The sequence below is a fragment of the Providencia manganoxydans genome, from assembly GCF_016618195.1.
Classification (GTDB): Bacteria; Pseudomonadota; Gammaproteobacteria; order Enterobacterales; family Enterobacteriaceae; genus Providencia; species Providencia manganoxydans.
This window is the reverse complement of sequence record NZ_CP067099.1, coordinates 2,124,918-2,142,466: the sequence shown is the minus strand read 5'-3', so window position 1 is coordinate 2,142,466 and position 17,549 is coordinate 2,124,918. Positions and strand designations below refer to the sequence as shown.

Annotated in this window: 20 protein-coding genes and 1 riboswitch; of the genes, 11 read left to right on the top strand and 9 right to left on the bottom strand. The window is 38.0% G+C overall.

Going from position 1 to position 17,549, the window contains the following annotated elements:
• Positions 1-121: 121 nt before the first annotated feature.
• A complete protein-coding gene (locus JI723_RS09515; protein ID WP_070928251.1) occupies positions 122-355 on the top strand; it encodes a DUF1480 family protein in 234 nt (77 codons plus the stop codon).
• Between the two features lie 542 nt (positions 356-897).
• On the opposite strand, the gene JI723_RS09510 is transcribed toward JI723_RS09515, so the two are convergent.
• The 4 genes from JI723_RS09510 to ftnA form a co-directional block, all read right to left on the bottom strand.
• Positions 898-1,245, bottom strand: coding sequence for a DUF2511 domain-containing protein (locus tag JI723_RS09510; RefSeq protein ID WP_070928253.1), 348 nt, complete (start codon positions 1,243-1,245; stop codon positions 898-900).
• A 21-nt stretch (positions 1,246-1,266) separates the two neighbouring features.
• Positions 1,267-2,163 (bottom strand): copper homeostasis membrane protein CopD, encoded by an 897-nt coding sequence (copD, locus tag JI723_RS09505; RefSeq protein ID WP_337979948.1) that lies wholly within the window; start codon positions 2,161-2,163, stop codon positions 1,267-1,269.
• 2 nt (positions 2,164-2,165) lie between these two features.
• On the bottom strand, positions 2,166-2,552 hold the full coding sequence (gene copC / locus JI723_RS09500; RefSeq protein ID WP_070928257.1) for a copper homeostasis periplasmic binding protein CopC: 387 nt from the start codon (positions 2,550-2,552) through the stop codon (positions 2,166-2,168).
• A gap of 325 nt (positions 2,553-2,877) precedes the next feature.
• Positions 2,878-3,381 (bottom strand): non-heme ferritin, encoded by a 504-nt coding sequence (gene ftnA / locus JI723_RS09495; protein ID WP_337979947.1) that lies wholly within the window; start codon positions 3,379-3,381, stop codon positions 2,878-2,880.
• 346 nt (positions 3,382-3,727) lie between these two features.
• Between ftnA and JI723_RS09490 the strand changes: the two genes are divergently transcribed.
• The gene (locus JI723_RS09490; RefSeq protein ID WP_070928262.1) at positions 3,728-3,958 is read left to right on the top strand and encodes a DNA polymerase III subunit theta; all 231 of its coding nucleotides are present in this window, start codon (positions 3,728-3,730) and stop codon (positions 3,956-3,958) included.
• A gap of 51 nt (positions 3,959-4,009) precedes the next feature.
• Here the strand turns inward: JI723_RS09490 and yebF are convergent, their stop codons facing one another.
• Together yebF and JI723_RS09480 are read right to left on the bottom strand one after the other, a co-directional pair.
• Complete coding sequence (gene yebF / locus JI723_RS09485) at positions 4,010-4,375, bottom strand: protein YebF (RefSeq protein ID WP_272580080.1); 366 nt, start codon at positions 4,373-4,375, stop codon at positions 4,010-4,012.
• A 309-nt stretch (positions 4,376-4,684) separates the two neighbouring features.
• Entirely contained in the window at positions 4,685-4,867 is a 183-nt protein-coding gene (locus tag JI723_RS09480; RefSeq protein ID WP_070928266.1) for a YoaH family protein, read from the bottom strand.
• Between the two features lie 254 nt (positions 4,868-5,121).
• Here JI723_RS09480 and pabB point away from each other — a divergent pair, with 254 nt between their 5' ends.
• From pabB to mntP, 8 genes are all read left to right on the top strand, one after another.
• Entirely contained in the window at positions 5,122-6,489 is a 1,368-nt protein-coding gene (gene pabB / locus JI723_RS09475) for an aminodeoxychorismate synthase component 1 (RefSeq protein WP_140187265.1), read from the top strand.
• Entirely contained in the window at positions 6,482-7,042 is a 561-nt protein-coding gene (locus JI723_RS09470; protein WP_337979946.1) for a CoA pyrophosphatase, read from the top strand. Before pabB ends, JI723_RS09470 begins: the two co-directional genes overlap by 8 nt.
• Positions 7,043-7,215: 173 nt before the next feature.
• A complete protein-coding gene (locus tag JI723_RS09465) occupies positions 7,216-8,580 on the top strand; it encodes an L-serine ammonia-lyase (protein WP_336193165.1) in 1,365 nt (454 codons plus the stop codon).
• A 718-nt stretch (positions 8,581-9,298) separates the two neighbouring features.
• Positions 9,299-10,270, top strand: coding sequence for a PTS mannose transporter subunit IIAB (manX, locus tag JI723_RS09460; RefSeq protein WP_337979945.1), 972 nt, complete (start codon positions 9,299-9,301; stop codon positions 10,268-10,270).
• An 87-nt stretch (positions 10,271-10,357) separates the two neighbouring features.
• Positions 10,358-11,161, top strand: a complete 804-nt coding sequence (locus JI723_RS09455) for a PTS mannose/fructose/sorbose transporter subunit IIC (protein ID WP_070928275.1) — start codon at positions 10,358-10,360, stop codon at positions 11,159-11,161.
• Between the two features lie 12 nt (positions 11,162-11,173).
• A complete protein-coding gene (locus JI723_RS09450; RefSeq protein ID WP_070928277.1) occupies positions 11,174-12,025 on the top strand; it encodes a PTS mannose transporter subunit IID in 852 nt (283 codons plus the stop codon).
• A 91-nt stretch (positions 12,026-12,116) separates the two neighbouring features.
• The gene (locus tag JI723_RS09445; RefSeq protein ID WP_070928279.1) at positions 12,117-12,575 is read left to right on the top strand and encodes a DUF986 family protein; all 459 of its coding nucleotides are present in this window, start codon (positions 12,117-12,119) and stop codon (positions 12,573-12,575) included.
• Between the two features lie 151 nt (positions 12,576-12,726).
• Positions 12,727-12,905: riboswitch (yybP-ykoY riboswitch) on the top strand.
• 6 nt (positions 12,906-12,911) lie between these two features.
• Positions 12,912-13,496 carry a manganese efflux pump MntP gene (mntP, locus tag JI723_RS09440; protein WP_139158673.1) on the top strand — a complete coding sequence of 195 codons (585 nt, stop codon included), beginning with the start codon at positions 12,912-12,914 and terminating at the stop codon, positions 13,494-13,496.
• A 47-nt stretch (positions 13,497-13,543) separates the two neighbouring features.
• On the opposite strand, the gene rlmA is transcribed toward mntP, so the two are convergent.
• The 3 genes from rlmA to JI723_RS09425 form a co-directional block, all read right to left on the bottom strand.
• Entirely contained in the window at positions 13,544-14,368 is an 825-nt protein-coding gene (gene rlmA, locus JI723_RS09435) for a 23S rRNA (guanine(745)-N(1))-methyltransferase (RefSeq protein WP_070928283.1), read from the bottom strand.
• Between the two features lie 112 nt (positions 14,369-14,480).
• The gene (locus JI723_RS09430; protein ID WP_081335949.1) at positions 14,481-14,678 is read right to left on the bottom strand and encodes a hypothetical protein; all 198 of its coding nucleotides are present in this window, start codon (positions 14,676-14,678) and stop codon (positions 14,481-14,483) included.
• A 342-nt stretch (positions 14,679-15,020) separates the two neighbouring features.
• A complete protein-coding gene (locus JI723_RS09425) occupies positions 15,021-16,331 on the bottom strand; it encodes a serine hydrolase domain-containing protein (RefSeq protein ID WP_337979944.1) in 1,311 nt (436 codons plus the stop codon).
• Positions 16,332-17,038: 707 nt separating this feature from the next.
• Between JI723_RS09425 and JI723_RS09420 the strand changes: the two genes are divergently transcribed.
• The gene (locus JI723_RS09420; protein WP_140187271.1) at positions 17,039-17,509 is read left to right on the top strand and encodes a GNAT family N-acetyltransferase; all 471 of its coding nucleotides are present in this window, start codon (positions 17,039-17,041) and stop codon (positions 17,507-17,509) included.
• Positions 17,510-17,549 lie beyond the last annotated feature (40 nt).

Genomic DNA, 17,549 nt, shown 5'->3' with positions numbered 1-17,549 from the left:
AATATTGCACCTTCTATCTTTTTTCTTGAAAAAAAATTTTTGGAAATGAATTCCATTTATACTATGCTTAGTTTTGTTGAGTCGATAATACCTACTCCAAAACTACATTAGAGGTAACATTATGAGCATAGTTAATTTGAAAATATCTTCCTATGAAATCAATGATGCAATTATGGCTGATCATAAAAGCGATACCGTCAGTATTCCATGCGATTCTGATACAGAGTTCTGCATGCAATTGGATGGCTGGGATGAAAACACCAGTATCCCTGCGTTAATCAATGAGAAACCCGTTTTGTTATATCGCCAGCGCTATGACAAAGATAATCATCATTGGATAATGCGAGTGGCTTAATTGATGAAGCCGCTAAGTAATCAGCAGCATATAATAGGCAAAAAAAGAGGCCTGGTAGATTCCGATTACCGGGCCTTGGGAAATGGCTCTGGCAGAGCCGTGCGCTAAAAATTGCCATTGAGACGTAACAAAGTACAATTTAATACTAGCTCGCTAAACGTACTCTTACCATACTAATTATCAATTTTTTCACATATTATTAACACAATTTATTTCTTAATTTTCGAATATCGAGCTATTTGATTGATAGTTAAATTCTATTTCAACAATAAGTATAACCTTTCAAATTTAATCAATATAAAAATACAAAAAACTATAATTTATCGTTATTTTTACTGAGCTTCGAAATAATAAAAGGTGTCGCTAATCAGTCAGTAAACGAGTCGCTAGATGTATAGGAAATACGATGATTAGCATGAATGGATGAATAAATGAATGGGATATATTTAGACATAATCACCATACCTTAACAAAAACACTGTAATTTGAAGTATGGTGAGTATATGAGCTATGAATTTAGTGTATTGATATAAAAATAGCTATTAGGCTTTATCACAAAGCTTCTCAGCCGCTAATTTAATTGGTAATACCCGCTGTTCTACTGTTTTTTGCGTTTCTATTGGCGCAAGTAGAACATCAATTGGCTGCGCTTTGATCTCTTTTCTTTCCATCTGTTCCTGCGCAACTTGGTTTAATGGATATTGCATCAAAGTTGCAGGGTTAATCACAACTAAAGCACCATTATTGCGACACTCTAGCATGACTTCTTCTCGAGTAAATGGCCAATCATCACCAAACTGTTTTTTACTCACAGTTTCTAAAGGAGCAGCCACAGCACTAAAAGCTGAACTGGCCAATAACACAGAGCACAGAATTAATTTCAGTTTCATCCTTATACCTTGTTCAAAATCTTAAATGGGCTGATAGGTTGCAAAAACAGCAACGGCGAGTATTGCCATGCTGCCTAACAATAATTCAATCCAGCTATTAATAATCAAATACTGTAACCGCCCTTTTTGCTGGATCTTAGGCACTAATACATAGCGATTAACCAATGCCAATATCACCATACCAATAACTAATACAATTTTTAACCACAGCCATGATTGATATTCGGAGTTATTATAGGCAAATGGCCATTGTGGTAGTAATGTCATCGCACTAATCACCCCTGTGATTAAAACCATTGCTACTGCAATATGCCCTACGCGAGAGAAACGGATTAAACTCGCAAATATTTGTTTATCTAAGCCCGCCGCCAATTCTTTTTTATCTCGTAAAAATTGAATACAAATCAAGAAAGGCCATAACCCACCAAACCAATAGGCTGAGCTAATAAGATGAATAAATTGATTTAAGCGATGTAAATTACCGATTACCCCATCATGCATAGCAGCATGACCAATCAATGCGTGTAACCCCAATAGCCCAATAGAAAGTATTAACAATGAATATAGTCTAATTTCTTGGCGAGAAATAAAAATCACCCCAAGTGTGATAATAGAGAAAATTAATTCCCAACGCCAAATTTGACCAAACGACGTTTGTAATACGTTGAGCCAAGTTTCAAGATCGACTGCATCTTGCCAGCCGTCTCCCATCAGCCCTGCTTGCGCTGACATCCAAAAAAATGCGGTTACCGCAGTAATCACAGCACTGAATACAATACCGCGATTTAAAATCCGCTGAAGAACTTGGCTAAATGCGCCAGAGCTCAAGATCACCGCAAATATTGACATTCCACACATCAACATCGCGGCAATAAAATGAGAAAAACGTATAACGACGTAAAATGCCTCTAAAGACATAATTATTTCACAGTGAAACTGTATTCGCCCTTAGTCTTATGGCCATCTACAGAAACAACACTCCAATTAACATCGTATTTACCCGCGGCTAATTTACTTTCAATTGGCACAATGACCTTTGTATCGTTATTTGGGTCTAATTCAGGCTTACCTGTTTTAACTACGTTATCATTTGGCCCTGTTACCTTGACTTTTGCAAAGTTAACTTCGATACCTTCAGAAAAATTTAAAGTGATGGACTCTGGAGTTTGCTCTACTGCTGCACCTTCAGCAGGGAGCTGATCTTTAAGATGTGCATGAGCAAAAGCTTGTTGAAATGACATGCCTAAAAATAGAACAGCCACAGCACTGAGCTTGCGCCAAGATGATTTAATTTGGTGGATTGGCATAGTAACCCCTTAATTTGCAGGTGAATTTAGATTTATTGCCAACTATTATACGAAATAAATCTCATTTATCTGCTACAAAAAATCGATTTAGCTACTTAAGGTGTGACTAAAGACACAAAACGCAAAGAAAGGATCACATAAATCTTAACAACGACACCAGCTATGTATGGATCTATGCCTTATATAATACAGAGGAAAACTCAGTACTAAGTAGAAGAGATGCCCGATACATCATAAATTAAGTGACTAGTTCGAATGAACATAGTCACTATAACTTATGAAAGGTGCTGCAATTTTAAGCTGGGAGGAAGATGAATATTTTATATTAAACGTGAGTTACCGCAGACATACTTTTTAAGTCTTTATCCAATAGGAATAGCGCTTTACCACTCTCACCTACCATATCTAATTTATCTAGGATGGATTTGAATAATTTTTCTTCTTCGTGTTGCTCAGCAACATACCATTGTAAGAAGTTAAATGTTGAATAATCCTGCGTTGTCATTGCTAAATGCGCTAATTTATTAATTTCCGCAGTAATTTCTTGTTCGTGTTTATAAGTTAAGGTGAAGACTTCAGCGATTGAATTAAATGCTACTGGTGGTGCTGCAATTTGGCCCAGTATTGGCAGTGCCCCAGTATCACTAAGATAATCAAACAAACGTTGCATGTGCTCCATTTCTTCCTGTGAATGTGCTTTTAAAAAAGCCGCAGCACCTTCGTAACCTTTATCACTACACCAAGCACTCATTTGTAAATATAAATTCGCAGAATAAAACTCAAGGTTTAACTGCTCATTTAATTTATTGATCATGTCAGTTGTTAGCATATTCTTTCCTTAGTCATCAAGAGTAATGTCCATTATTATGCATATTAAATAAATAATTAAAACCCTAAAACAATAATAAAACAAAAAAACCCAATTTACTGATAATTAATAACTTTTATTAAAACTAATAATAATCAATCTCATTATCTTTACTGGAATTTTTTCATTTCATGAAAAAGTAAATAACATTTATTCTCTTAATATTAAATTGCTATATTGTAAATTAAAGCCGTTTATTTTTTATTTATTTTTACTTATTCGATACTAACGTTAGGGCATAGATTATCGCTCATGCATAGTGATATGCTACTATACCAAAATACCTGTAAAGAATTTGAGAAGTAAGATGAACTATAACCTCGCACTGTTACCAAAAGATCAAATGGATAAAGTCAATGTCGACTTGCAAGCTTCAGGTGTGGCTTTTAAAGAACGCTATAATATTGCAGTCATAGCAGAGGTAGTCGAACGGGAACAACCTGAAAATCTTAGAGAATATTTCAGAGAGCGACTCGTATATTACCGCCAACTCTCTCAAAACTTTGCGCGACTTCCTTATGAACCAAGGAATCGTTAATCGATCTCCCAAAGGAGAAGCTAACTTCTCCTTTGGCTTAACAGATTCAGATTATTTCAGTGGATTATATGTAATTGTCGACTTTTCACAGTCAACCACCACATTATACTGTAGATCCTTTTTTGCACCCCTGACTGTCAATGGAACTTCATAACCAGTTGCTGTCTTAGTCACATCTTGGCTATTCACCCATGCCACTGCTTTTTTACCTACCAAGGCTTTTTCATCAGTCCAACGAGGTAAACGATTGTGCATAAAATCATTTTTAACTTGTGCCGCTATTTGTGGCTCAGACAACTTATCGCAACTAATAAAAGGGGCTGCTTTACCTTCTTCTTGATTTGCACTAAATGCAACAGAACTGAATAACAGTACACAGCTACCTACAACACAACTTATTTTTTTTCCTGCTTTCATAATGCTTCCTCTGATCCCTATCAAAATATACTCTCCATAGTTTAAGTTGCAGCATTGTTGACTTACTCACTCGCACCAGTCACCGTATTTTTTATACTTCTAGCAACGCGTTCGCTTGTCGCCTAGCTGTCTCTCGAATTATTTAGAGTATTGTGGGTGGCAAATTAGAATAATCACCATGGTAAATTTTATACGCTATTTATCTACACTATCTAAAATAGACGAATATTTATAAACTGCCAAAATGATTTGACTTAACTAATATGTATCAGATTTTAGCGGAAATGTTAATAGATTGTTTTAGCTATACTAATCGTCATCTTCTTCAAAACGTGCGTGGATCTGTTCTTTGTCTTTGTGCTTTTCACGAATTTCTTGCGCGACAAGGGCAATAGCTTCCCCACTACTCATGCCATCGGCAATAAGTTGATGGATGCGCTCAACCGCTTCCTGTTGCTCTTGGTGATTAAGTGCTGGCATACCTGAAAACATCGTTAAATCCTTTACAATAAAATTTAGCGCAATTTTAACAGCTATTGGCTTCTTAAGATAAGAATATATATTCTAAATAATTCGGGAGACAGCTAGGCGACAAGCGAACGGGTCGTTAAGCGCATCGAAGAGGATATGGCTGGCGCAAGTAAGCGTAATCAAAATGCTGCAACTTGCAGTATGATGAGTATATGCTAATCTGAGCGACAGTCCTTATATGTCGATTATATCGATTTTTAGTTTAGCGTATCCAAATGGTTATCAATAAAATACAACTCCCTTATCATATTCACGCGGCAACTGATTATTTTACACCATTAGCTCATCAACCATGGGCAATGTTACTTCATTCAGGTAATTCAGAGCATTCTCATAACCGATATGACATTATTGTTGCTGATCCTATCGCAACCCTGATAACAAACGGTGACAAAACTACGATTACTCATCAGCAATTCGTTAATGTTTCTGAAGATGACCCTTTCACCTTATTACAAGAATCGATTGAACGTTTCACTCCTGAACATTGTTGTGATAGCGCACTCCCCTTTACTGGAGGTGCACTAGGTATTTGGAGCTATGATTTAGGACGTCGTATAGAAAAACTTCCTCAAATAGCGAAGACTGACTTACAGTTTCCAGATATGGCAGTCGGTATTTACCTCTGGGCATTAATTGTTGATCACTTAGAACAGCGAGTAACGCTATTTAGCTACGATGATGTCAATGAACGTTTAAATTGGCTTAAATCGCAAAAAGCATCACGCAAAACAAAATTCACATTGACCAGCCCTTGGCACGCCAACATGTCTCAAGAGCAATATCAACAAAAAATTGGTCAAATACATGATTATTTACGCAGTGGTGATTGCTATCAGATAAACTTAGCACAACGCTTTCAAGCCAAATATAAAGGCAATGAATGGGATGCGTTCATGTTGCTTAATCAAGCCAACCGAGCACCATTTTCATCTTTTATACGGCTGCCTGAAAACGCAGTAATCAGTATTTCACCTGAACGTTTTATTCTATTGCAAGATGGCGAGATCCAAACTCGTCCAATAAAAGGTACCCTCCCTCGTTTAGAGGATCCTCAAGCAGATGCAGAACAAGCAGACAAATTAGCTAATTCACCAAAAGATCGCGCTGAGAATTTAATGATTGTTGACTTGCTTCGTAATGATATTGGTCGTGTTGCTGTACCAGGAACGGTCAAGGTCCCTGAACTATTTGCGGTTGAAGCATTTCCCGCCGTCCATCATTTAGTCAGTACCATTACCGCTACACTGGCTGCACCTTATACTGCCACAGACTTATTAAGGGCGAGCTTCCCTGGAGGGTCAATTACTGGTGCACCTAAAATTCGTGCGATGCAAATTATTGAAGAATTAGAACCTCATCGCCGTCATGGATATTGTGGCGCGATAGGTTATATTAGTTTTTGTGGCAAAATGGATACTAATATCACAATTCGTACACTACTCACTGACAAAAAACAGATCTTTTGCTGGGCAGGCGGTGGTATTGTAGCGGATAGCCAAGCAGATAAAGAATATCAAGAAACATTTGATAAACTTAGTCTTATCTTACCTGTATTAGGAGAGTTACCACCGCATGACTGAATTAAGTGAATTTATTAATCGCTTTCAGTTAACACTCCCTATAACTCGCCAACCGCAACGGATGGCGAGTAAATCGGCTGCGGTTCTGCTTCCAATTATCAATAAATCAACACCTACGTTGTTACTGACTCAACGTTCACCTTTTTTACGTTCTCATGCAGGGCAAGTTGCTTTCCCTGGGGGGGCAAGTGATCCTGAAGATGGCTCTCTTGTGACAACAGCACTGCGTGAAGCCTATGAAGAAGTCGCTATTCCACCTGAAAAAGTGCAAATACTCGGGCAATTAACACCTCAACAAAGCCTTGGCGGTTATGAAGTTACTCCCATTGTTGGCTTACTACCCGCAGGAATTGACTATCGTCCAAATCCAAGCGAAGTCGCGAGTGTCTTTGAAGTGCCTTTATTTGATGCCTTATCACTCCAGCAGCATAAATTCATTGATGTTAAACGTTCAGGGCGTTCTAACCGTATTTTCTTTTATTGGTATCAAGGTCACCTAGTTTGGGGACTAACCGCTGCCATTATTCATCAGCTAGCCCTCCAACTTAAATAATCATTTCGTGACGTAATCGAGCGCATTTTGTGCTATTTTTAATCAATAGGCCTTTTGTTGCTACCTTATTTTAAAAAATAATTTAAACTTACTGGTTAACACTACTAAATCACAGTAAAGTAGCGCCCTTTAAAATAAATCACTAAATATCTACTTTTTTTAAGGAGTCCTGCGTGATAAGCGTTTTCGACATGTTTAAAGTGGGCATAGGTCCTTCAAGCTCTCATACCGTCGGCCCAATGAAGGCGGGAAAAGAATTTGTCGATGATTTGGTAAACAAACAATTATTACCAAGCGTCACACGCATTGCTGTTGACGTTTATGGCTCTCTTTCACTCACTGGAAAAGGTCACCATACTGATATTGCTATCATTATGGGGCTTGCGGGTAATTTACCTGCAACCGTCGATATTGAATCGATCCCTGCTTTTATCGCCAATGTTGAGAAAACAGAAAAATTGTTGCTTGCCAATGGCACCCACACCGTGGATTTCCCACGCGAAGGTGGCATGAACTTTCGTCTAGACAACCTACCACTGCATGAAAATGGCATGACTATTCATGCATTCGCTGGTAATGATGAGATTTATACTAAAACTTACTACTCTATCGGTGGTGGTTTTATTGTTGATGAAGAACATTTTGGTCAGTCAACTCTTGACAGTAAACCCGTATCTTACCCATTCAAATCAGCAGAAGAATTGTTACTCAACTGCAAAAAATCTGGCTTATCTATCTCAAGTTTAATGATGAAAAATGAACTTGATCTTCACACCAAAGAAGAGATTGATGCCTACTTTGCTGATGTTTGGCAAACCATGCAGGCTTGTATTGAGCGTGGCTTAAACACTGAAGGCGTTCTACCAGGACCTCTACGTGTACCACGCCGCGCGCCGGCACTCAATCGCCTTGTCACATCTTCGAGTAAGCTGTCTAATGACCCAATGAATGTTGTTGACCTTATCAACATGTTTGCATTAGCCGTAAATGAAGAGAATGCAGCAGGTGGTCGTGTTGTAACTGCACCAACCAATGGGGCTTGTGGTATTGTTCCTGCGGTTCTTGCTTACTACAACCACTGTATTGAGCCTGTAACACCTGAACTCTATACACGCTACTTCCTCGCATCTGGTGCAATTGGTATTCTTTATAAAATGAATGCGTCAATTTCAGGTGCAGAAGTCGGTTGCCAAGGTGAAGTTGGTGTTGCGTGCTCAATGGCGGCGGCAGGTCTTGCTGAATTATTTGGGGCTAGTCCTGAACAAGTCTGTATTGCCGCAGAAATTGGTATGGAACATAATCTAGGACTTACCTGTGATCCTGTCGCTGGACAAGTTCAAGTGCCTTGTATAGAACGTAATGCGATCGCATCAGTTAAAGCTGTTAATGCAACACGTATGGCACTGCGCCGTACGAGTGAGCCTCGCGTTTCTCTCGATAAAGTCATTGAAACCATGTATGAAACAGGTAAAGACATGAACGCTAAATATCGCGAAACATCTCGTGGTGGTTTAGCAATTAAAGTTCAGTGTGATTAATGTATCAATCATATAATTTATACTTTAGATAATTCGAGGTGTAGGTAAGCGATAATAGCATGAATCGCTAAAAGCCTAAAAAACTGTGACCTGCGCTGCAATTTAAAGTATGACGCCGTGAATTCATCATAATGAATGGATCCACGGCGTTTTATTTTGCTAATAATTTAATCATTATCATCTATAAAAAATAATAGTTGTTTGTTTTTTACTCACACTCAATCTCTTTTTGATAATTTAACGAAAATTTAATTAAATCGTTACTAAAATGACCTGATCATAAAATAATCTTTTTTCAGAACTTCCTACTGCTGAAACGAGTCACATTTTGCTTATTTTTTGGGCTTTTTTAGTTTAATATCAAATTAGTTGTTCTTCCTTTGTTACCGATAACAGAATTATAATCCAAATAAAGTTATTTATACAAAATATAAATTCACAATAATCAATATATTCAAAAAATACATGCATATTATTTGAAATAACGCGTATGTTTTTAATTTTCTGACACAAAACAAGTTTTTACATTAATGCAAAATGTTATGCTACCTCTACTGACTCTATTAGATGGTAAATTAACAGTTTGCTAACTGAAATAAATAGAGTGATTTTATTCAGCTAAAATTATCAGTATGGTTTTCTATTAGGAGGGCTAATTAAACTGATTCAATTTTGATCTAATGCGTTATTCCGTTCGATCTATAAAGAGGGAAATCAAGTGAGTATAGCTATTATGATTGGTACCCACGGTGTGGCAGCAGAGCAACTTCTGCGCACTACCGAAATGTTGATTGGCGAGCAGGAAAATGTCTCGTTTATCGACTTTGTACCGGGGGAAAATGCTGAGACCCTGTTTGATAAATACACCGCCAAACTAGCTGATTTAAGCACCACTGACGGCGTACTATTTTTGGTCGATACTTGGGGAGGCAGCCCATTTAATGCCGCCAGTCGTATCGTCAATGATCAAGATAATTACGAAATAGTCACTGGTGTTAACGTACCTATGCTAGTCGAAACGTTTATGTGCCGTGATGATAACCCTTCTATGGCAGAGTTAGTTTCTGTCGCCTTAGAAACTGGTCGTGGTGGTATTCGTGCACTGAAACTGAAAGAACCTGAATCAGCTCCTGTCGCTGCACCAACGCCAACTCCACAACCTGCATCGGCACAAACTGTTACCGCAGGCCCTGGTGAGCATATGGTCATCGCACTTGCACGTATTGATGACCGATTGATCCATGGTCAAGTCGCCACTCGCTGGACAAAAGAAACCCGAGTAAAACGTATCATCGTTGTTAGCGATGAAGTCGCTAAAGATGAAGTTCGTTCTACACTACTTAAACAAGTTGCGCCTCCGGGGGTCAGTGCTCACGTTGTTGATGTTGCAAAATGTATTCGGGTTTATAACAACCCTAAATATGCAGGCGAACGTGTGATGTTGCTGTTTACTAACCCAACTGATGTGGAACGTCTTGTCGAAGCTGGTGTCGACATCAAGTCTGTCAACATCGGTGGTATGGCATTCCATGAAGGTAAAACACAAGTCACCAATGCAGTGTCAATTAACCAAAAAGATATTGATGCTTTTAATTATCTGAACAGTAAAAATATTGAACTGGAAGTGCGTAAGGTTTCCTCTGACAGTAAAGTTCAGATGATGGATTTAATTAAAAAATTAAAAAATTAGTTTTAGTTAGGCCGTTAATTTTATTGAATTTTAACCATTACTCGAAAACAGATTTACCAAACTCGTTTGGTTACAGGAGATTAAACAATGGAACTTACCGTTGTTCAAATAGTACTGGTTTTCATCGTTGCCTGTATCGCAGGTATGGGTTCTATCCTCGATGAATTCCAGTTCCATCGCCCGCTCGTTGCCTGTACGCTTATCGGTATCGTTTTGGGAGACATGAAAACGGGTATCATCATTGGTGGTACACTTGAAATGATCGCATTAGGTTGGATGAATATCGGTGCTGCGGTTGCGCCAGATGCCGCCCTCGCCTCGATTATTTCAACCATTCTGGTTATTGCTGGTGGTCAAAGCATTGGCGCAGGTATTGCCATTGCAATCCCTCTAGCAGCAGCAGGCCAAGTACTGACCATTATTGTACGTACTGTGACCGTTGCGTTCCAACATGCTGCGGACCGTGCTGCCACCAATGGAAACCTTGCTGCCATTAGCTGGATCCACGTTTCTGCATTAATCCTGCAAGCAATGCGTATTGCAATTCCTGCACTGATTGTCGCTCTCTCTGTGGGAACTTCAGAAGTCAAACAAATGTTAGACGCTATCCCACCAGTGGTGACTGATGGTCTGAACATTGCAGGTGGTATGATTGTTGTGGTCGGTTATGCAATGGTTATCAACATGATGCGCGCTGGCTACCTGATGCCATTCTTCTATTTAGGTTTTGTCACTGCGGCATTTACCAACTTCAACCTTGTTGCTCTCGGTGTTATCGGTGCGGTTATGGCTATCCTATATATCCAACTTAGCCCGAAATATAACAAATCCCAAGTGGTTGTCACTCAAGGGAATGGCAGTAACAACAACCTTGATAACGAATTAGACTAGGAGGATAGCATAATGGTTGATACAACAAGCCCAACAGCGAAAAAGTTGACTCAAAGTGATGTCCGCGCTGTCTTCTTACGTTCTAACCTTTTACAAGGCTCTTGGAACTTCGAACGCATGCAAGCTCTCGGTTTCTGTTATTCGATGGTACCGGTGATCCGTCGCCTCTATCCAGAAAATAATGACGACCGTAAACAAGCAATTAAACGTCACCTCGAATTCTTCAACACCCACCCGTATGTCGCTGCTCCTGTATTAGGGGTAACGATGGCAATGGAAGAACAACGTGCCAATGGTGCAGACATTGATGACGGAGCCATTAACGGCATCAAAGTTGGTCTCATGGGACCATTAGCCGGTGTTGGTGACCCGATTTTCTGGGGGACTGTACGCCCAGTATTTGCTGCTTTAGGTGCAGGTATTGCAATGACAGGTAGCCTACTTGGCCCTATTCTGTTCTTTGTATTATTTAACCTAGTTCGTTTATTAACACTCTACTATGGTGTTGCTTACGGTTATAAAAAAGGTGTCGATATTGTTCAAGATATCGGTGGTGGCTTCCTGCAAAAATTAACTGAAGGTGCATCAATACTTGGTCTGTTTGTCATGGGGGCCTTAGTGAATAAATGGACCCATGTTGATATACCAGTCATTGTATCGAGCATCGAAAATCCTGCCACAAAAGTGATGGAAATCAAAACGGTTCAAGATATTTTAAATGACTTGATGCCAGGTTTGGTGCCTTTATTGCTTACCTTTGCGTGTATGTGGTTGCTCCGTCGTAAAGTTAACCCACTGTGGATCATTATTGGCTTCTTTGGCCTTGGTATCCTTGGTGCGTGGTTAAATTTCTTAGCGCCATAATGAAGTATCATTAATTGAAATGGGAGGTTGCAGCCTCCCATTTTTACTTTTAAGCTCTCTAGCATTGTTTACTTAGCCAAGGGCACTCAAAATGACCTTAAATGATTCCATACTGGCCATTATTATCTTATTGATGCTGCTGTATGCAATTTATGATGAATTTATTCAACACTTACTCAAAGGAAAAACACTATTAAAAGTTAACCTCAAGCGCAAACACCGTGCTGATGCTATTATTTTTATTGTGTTAATTTGTATTGTCATTTATACCAACATTTCCCGCAACGGGAGTATGTTAACCACTTATTTATTGATGGTTACTATTTTGATGTCAGTTTATTTGGCTTTTATTCGAACACCAAAATTATTTTTTAAACAGAAAGGCTTTTATTTCGCCAATACATTTATATTATTCGATAGAATTAAAACAATGAATTTATCGGAAGATGGTATTTTAATTGTTGGCTTAGAGCATAAGAAAATCTACATTCAAGTATCACAACTTGATGATTTACAAAGAATATACGAATTCCTTATCAATCATAAATAATTGTTATATATATTCACATTAAGATTGAGGTTAATTAATGATTAAGTTAACCTCAATTTTTTAATTATTGAAAATGACAATTATTATCAACAAAAATTAATGGCCACAATAAATTAAGTGTTGTCTTTAAATTAATTTGTGATATCTTTCGAACCACGTCATTGGGGAGTAGCCTGTTCTGGAAATATATCCAGAATGTCCGTGTCAACATACTCGTTTGTAATTTAAACGTGGTACGGACGCCATCTTGGTTGGCAAGACCATAGACACATGAATAAGCCTTTTGGTTGGGGGTAATTCATGTGTATATGGATCTACCCAACCGAGGTTTATATTATGAGTTTCTACGCTACCCTAGTTTTAGCTCTCGCGCTTTCTATGGATGCATTTGCTGTCGCTATCTGCAAAGGTGCTGTCCTACACAAACCCCGTTTTAAAGAAATCCTCCGTACCGGTTTTATCTTTGGTTTTATCGAAGCATTAACTCCAATTATTGGTTGGGCCATTGGTATTTTAGCAAGCCAATACGTCATCCGTTGGGATCACTGGATTGCTTTCGCGCTACTGTTTGTTCTGGGTGCTCGTATGATTTGGCAAGGCATCAAAGCTAAAAAAGAAGATGAGTGCTGTGCCCCTGCATCACGTAATAGTTCAATGAGCCTAGTACTTTCAGCTATCGCCACCAGCCTTGATGCAATGGCAATCGGCCTTGGTTTGGCCTTTTTACAAGTTGATATCGTCCACACTGCGATGACGATTGGTTTAATGACCATGATCATGGCTACTATTGGTATGATGATCGGCCGTTATGTTGGCCCCCTACTTGGTAAAAAAGCGGAAATTATTGGTGGTGTGGTATTAATTGGTATTGGCTTCAATATTTTATTCGAACATCTCGAATTGTTTATTTATAGCGCCTAGATAATTTCTGATGGCTCCTGTATATATTGCAGGAGCCTATTTAAATATTATTTTTCCATTAATTTATAAACACGGATCATAAAGTCAGCAGTATAATTTTGGGTGTTAGACTGCTTTAATACTTGTTTAACCTCTTCACTCGCTCGCCATGCAAAAGGGGTCATTTGTAGTAATTCAAATGCTTCATGACCTGTTAATGACATTGAGTAATTTAAGTTTGTTTCATCTAATAATTTAAATTGAGGCAATGGCTCTTCTTTAATCGGATGCAACTTAACTTCGCTGTAAATTAATTGTTTTAGCTCTTGTAGATGCTTAGGTGCTGGCGTGACAGTTACTAAGATCCCATTGTTTTGTAAAACTCTAGCCAACTCTTCTGCTTTACATGGCGCATAGATACGTACAATTGCGCCAATGCTTTGTTCAGCAAAAGGTAATCGATGACTAGAGGCCACGCAGAAGTTAACTAATGGATAACGTTTTGCCGCATAACGAATAGCCACTTTTGAAACATCTAGACCATAAACAATGGGTGAAAAATCAGACGTTGTCAGCTGCCGCATAAAATAATCGGTGTAATAACCTTCCCCACAACCGATATCTAATAAAGTATTATTTTGTTTAGAAATATATTGCTTCAGCTTATCTGCAACCAATTGACGCATTAGATCATAGTGGCCTGCGTTTAAAAATTGCCGACGCGATTGCATCATTTCTGCACTATCACCCGGATCTTTCGAACGTTTATGCTGAACTGGCAGTAAATTAACATAACCTTCTTTCGCACAATCAAATTGATGGTTATTAGTGCATTTCCAACTTTGGTTGTGTTGTATTAAGGGATGAAAGCATAGAGGACATTGGTAGTTCATAAGTGATATATCTTAATAAATAACATTGAGTATACCATAGAGATGCAGTGCCACGGGCAATATATTTCCCCATGGCACTGATAGGTGTGACAAACTTTAGCTCAGGTGAGCGCTATGCTTTAGATGGCTCAGCTGATACTTTCTTTTCAAGCGTAGTATGTGCTTTTATTTTACTTGCTGAATGTACTTTACCACTTTTTTGGGTTTTCACTGTTGAAGCCGATTGCTCATTTTTTACTGTGCTTGCAGCTAATGCTGAACTAGAAATAGCTAATGACAATACAGTTACGATTGCTAAAAACTTTTTCATCTTAAGTGCCTTCAGGTTTATTTAAGCAAGGATGTTCTTGCAACACTAATAAATCACACTGGATGAATACTTCACAATAGGACAAGTTTAAAGTTGTATAGATTTTTTATAGGTTATTTGTGATGAGGTATTTATTCACTTTGTTGATAATCCATTTACCTTTGTAATAGGTGATATTAAATAAGCTCCCCTTTCATTTTCTTTTATTGACCATTTGTTATATTAGCGCGTTCATTTTTGTGACTAAAACACAATAATTTACTCAGCTATTTTTGCCATTCAAATAAAAAGCCTACCATTTATTACACTTGTGTGGCAGGCTTCATCTGATTGATTAATAAATTATTTTAATTTATTGTTAATTGCATTAAACATCAACGAGGCCTCAAGTGGCTGACCATCTTCCGCTGGATGTGCAACAGGCCATGTTGACCACTGAACAATCACTAATTGTTCTTTTGGATTTACCACGATAATTTGCCCAAAGATCCCTAATGCCCATAATGTATTATCACTATCCAGACCTTGCTTAGGCTCTACATTGTGCATTTTTTGCGGAACACGATTATTCCACCATTCAAAACCGTATATTCCCTCTGGATAACTTGGGTTAACTGAGTCTTTTGCTTGTACCCAGTTTTTGGATTCAGTAAGCCAATTGGACGGTAGCATTTGTTTGCCATCCGCTAACACACCATTTTCTGCAAAAAACAGTCCAAACTTCCCCCAGTCTTCAAGGGTTGCATTAAAACCATGAGCCCCTGTGTTATGTTTCCCCAGTTCATAGCTTTGCCACACACCATCACTTGTCATGCCATATGGCTGCCAAATTTTATTCTGCAAATATTGAGCAAGCGAGACTCCCGTTGCTTTTTCTAAAGTATCGCCCAGCAACCATGCTCCACCTGAGCTATATCGCCATACCTCTCCTGGTTTAGCATAAGATTGACGCTTTGGATCGATTACTAATTTTTGCACACATGCATAGATCTGAGGGTTAGCTTCACATTCAGTCATCTTAGCAAAATCTGAATTCGGATTTTCATAGTCTTCTCCCCATTCAACACCTGATGTATGCTGCAATAATTGTTTTATTGTTACATTTTCCCATACAGTACCTTGAACACTAGGATTATATTTGACAATAGCATCATCTAGTGAAGAAATTTTGCCTTCTTGTAATGCAATTCCAACCAGTGTCGAAACGATAGATTTTCCTACTGAACGAGAAGTCCAAAGTGTTTCCGCTGTATTTTCTTTTCCATAATATTCAAATGCGACTTTTCCTTTTTTAATCACCATTAATGCAACAACATTGTTGCGTTTAATATAGTCTTCTAATCGGTATGTCATACCTTTTATTTGATAAGTTACATCTTCTAAATTTTCAATTTCCCTAACCAATGATTTGGGATTATTAGCATGAAAAACATCACCTGGATAAGAGCGATAGTCATTGCGAAAACCTAATAAACGCTCTTGCTGATCCCAAGTCAGCATATTTCTGACATCAGGGTATGAGCTATCGATAGGCTGCGGGCATTTAGTCAACTCAGGTACATTGCATTCATTGTTAATTTGATTGGCATAACCCGTTATTGAGGTAAAAATGAGTGTCGAAAGCAAACATAAATTTGTTGTATATTTTTTCATGGATTGACCTTTTGTGATGATAACAACCTGCTATTTTTATTATTCAATAACCATATTAGCGTCAGTTTTGAATATCACTATCGACCAAAAAGATGAGTTATTCACTCACTCAACTATTTTTACTATCAAAAGATCTGTTTTATTGTCTATACTTTAGGATATACATTGTTTTTAACACTATAAGCTGAGCGTTTTTGGTTTATTCGCAATCAAACTATTCGTAAAGGTTGCCAATAAAGCTTTGACACAAATGTGACGCAGCATCGCTCACAGAACATATACCTGAAAGCTATCGCTACCGGTTTCTTAAAGCTAAAAGAAAAGAGCATAGATGCTATTTTTACATTGCCTGAATATATGGAGTACGGTGCTGCTGGTTTAATTATAGTTGGAATTAAAAAAGAGGCTCTACGCCGAAATATTAAAACAATTAACGTTAGAATCAGCAGCTATTGCCGAAACTTTTTATCAAAAATACGGTGTTATATCACAAGGTTCAGGTAACTATTATTCAGCATTAGTAGCTGCTTATTTACCTTCAATTAATATGACTATATCCCTATAATTAAAATTAATTAGGCTTTGTATTTTAATCATGAAATTAATACATATTAGTTAGCTATAAACTATAACTAACCATTTGAATTGTAAATTTGTTTTCTTTCTGATTTGATATTAATCACCTCCAATTAAAAAGAGTTAAAATAATGAAAGTAAGGCTTGCTGTCATATCAGAAGCAGAAAGACTTTGGTTTATAAGAAATCAAGCAATTCGTGTTGGTTGCCACGAAAGTTATGCTCAAGAGATTATTAAAGCGTGGACTCCAGATAAAATGCCGGATTTTTACCGTGAGAATATAATTGAACATCCTTTTTTTGTTGCGGTAGATGACGATGACATCCCAATTGCTACTGGTTTATTTGATACCAAAAGAAATACTTTTGATACTATTTTCACTTTACCTGAATATTTTAAATCTGGTTCTGGTAGCTTGATCGTAAATGCACTCAAACAAGAAGCTAAAAGGCGTAATGTTAAACAATTAATGCTAAAATCTGCACTTAATGCTGAAACATTTTACCATCGACATGGTTTCGTCTCGATAGGGCCTGTTAACCATTATTCAGTTCTTGTTGGTAAAGATATTCCTTGTATAGGTATGGTGTTATCACTATAACTTGAGCATAAAAACCGTTCAGTCTCTCGTATACTGAACG

Coding starts and splice junctions, on each gene's coding strand:
- JI723_RS09515 (WP_070928251.1), top strand. CDS start 122: ATGAGCATAGTTAATTTGAAAATATCTTCCTATGAAATCAATGATGCA.
- JI723_RS09510 (WP_070928253.1), bottom strand. CDS start 1,245: ATGAAACTGAAATTAATTCTGTGCTCTGTGTTATTGGCCAGTTCAGCT.
- copD (WP_337979948.1), bottom strand. CDS start 2,163: ATGTCTTTAGAGGCATTTTACGTCGTTATACGTTTTTCTCATTTTATT.
- copC (WP_070928257.1), bottom strand. CDS start 2,552: ATGCCAATCCACCAAATTAAATCATCTTGGCGCAAGCTCAGTGCTGTG.
- ftnA (WP_337979947.1), bottom strand. CDS start 3,381: ATGCTAACAACTGACATGATCAATAAATTAAATGAGCAGTTAAACCTT.
- JI723_RS09490 (WP_070928262.1), top strand. CDS start 3,728: ATGAACTATAACCTCGCACTGTTACCAAAAGATCAAATGGATAAAGTC.
- yebF (WP_272580080.1), bottom strand. CDS start 4,375: ATGAAAGCAGGAAAAAAAATAAGTTGTGTTGTAGGTAGCTGTGTACTG.
- JI723_RS09480 (WP_070928266.1), bottom strand. CDS start 4,867: ATGTTTTCAGGTATGCCAGCACTTAATCACCAAGAGCAACAGGAAGCG.
- pabB (WP_140187265.1), top strand. CDS start 5,122: ATGGTTATCAATAAAATACAACTCCCTTATCATATTCACGCGGCAACT.
- JI723_RS09470 (WP_337979946.1), top strand. CDS start 6,482: ATGACTGAATTAAGTGAATTTATTAATCGCTTTCAGTTAACACTCCCT.
- JI723_RS09455 (WP_070928275.1), top strand. CDS start 10,358: ATGGAACTTACCGTTGTTCAAATAGTACTGGTTTTCATCGTTGCCTGT.
- JI723_RS09450 (WP_070928277.1), top strand. CDS start 11,174: ATGGTTGATACAACAAGCCCAACAGCGAAAAAGTTGACTCAAAGTGAT.
- JI723_RS09445 (WP_070928279.1), top strand. CDS start 12,117: ATGACCTTAAATGATTCCATACTGGCCATTATTATCTTATTGATGCTG.
- mntP (WP_139158673.1), top strand. CDS start 12,912: ATGAGTTTCTACGCTACCCTAGTTTTAGCTCTCGCGCTTTCTATGGAT.
- rlmA (WP_070928283.1), bottom strand. CDS start 14,368: ATGAACTACCAATGTCCTCTATGCTTTCATCCCTTAATACAACACAAC.
- JI723_RS09430 (WP_081335949.1), bottom strand. CDS start 14,678: ATGAAAAAGTTTTTAGCAATCGTAACTGTATTGTCATTAGCTATTTCT.
- JI723_RS09425 (WP_337979944.1), bottom strand. CDS start 16,331: ATGAAAAAATATACAACAAATTTATGTTTGCTTTCGACACTCATTTTT.
- JI723_RS09420 (WP_140187271.1), top strand. CDS start 17,039: ATGAAAGTAAGGCTTGCTGTCATATCAGAAGCAGAAAGACTTTGGTTT.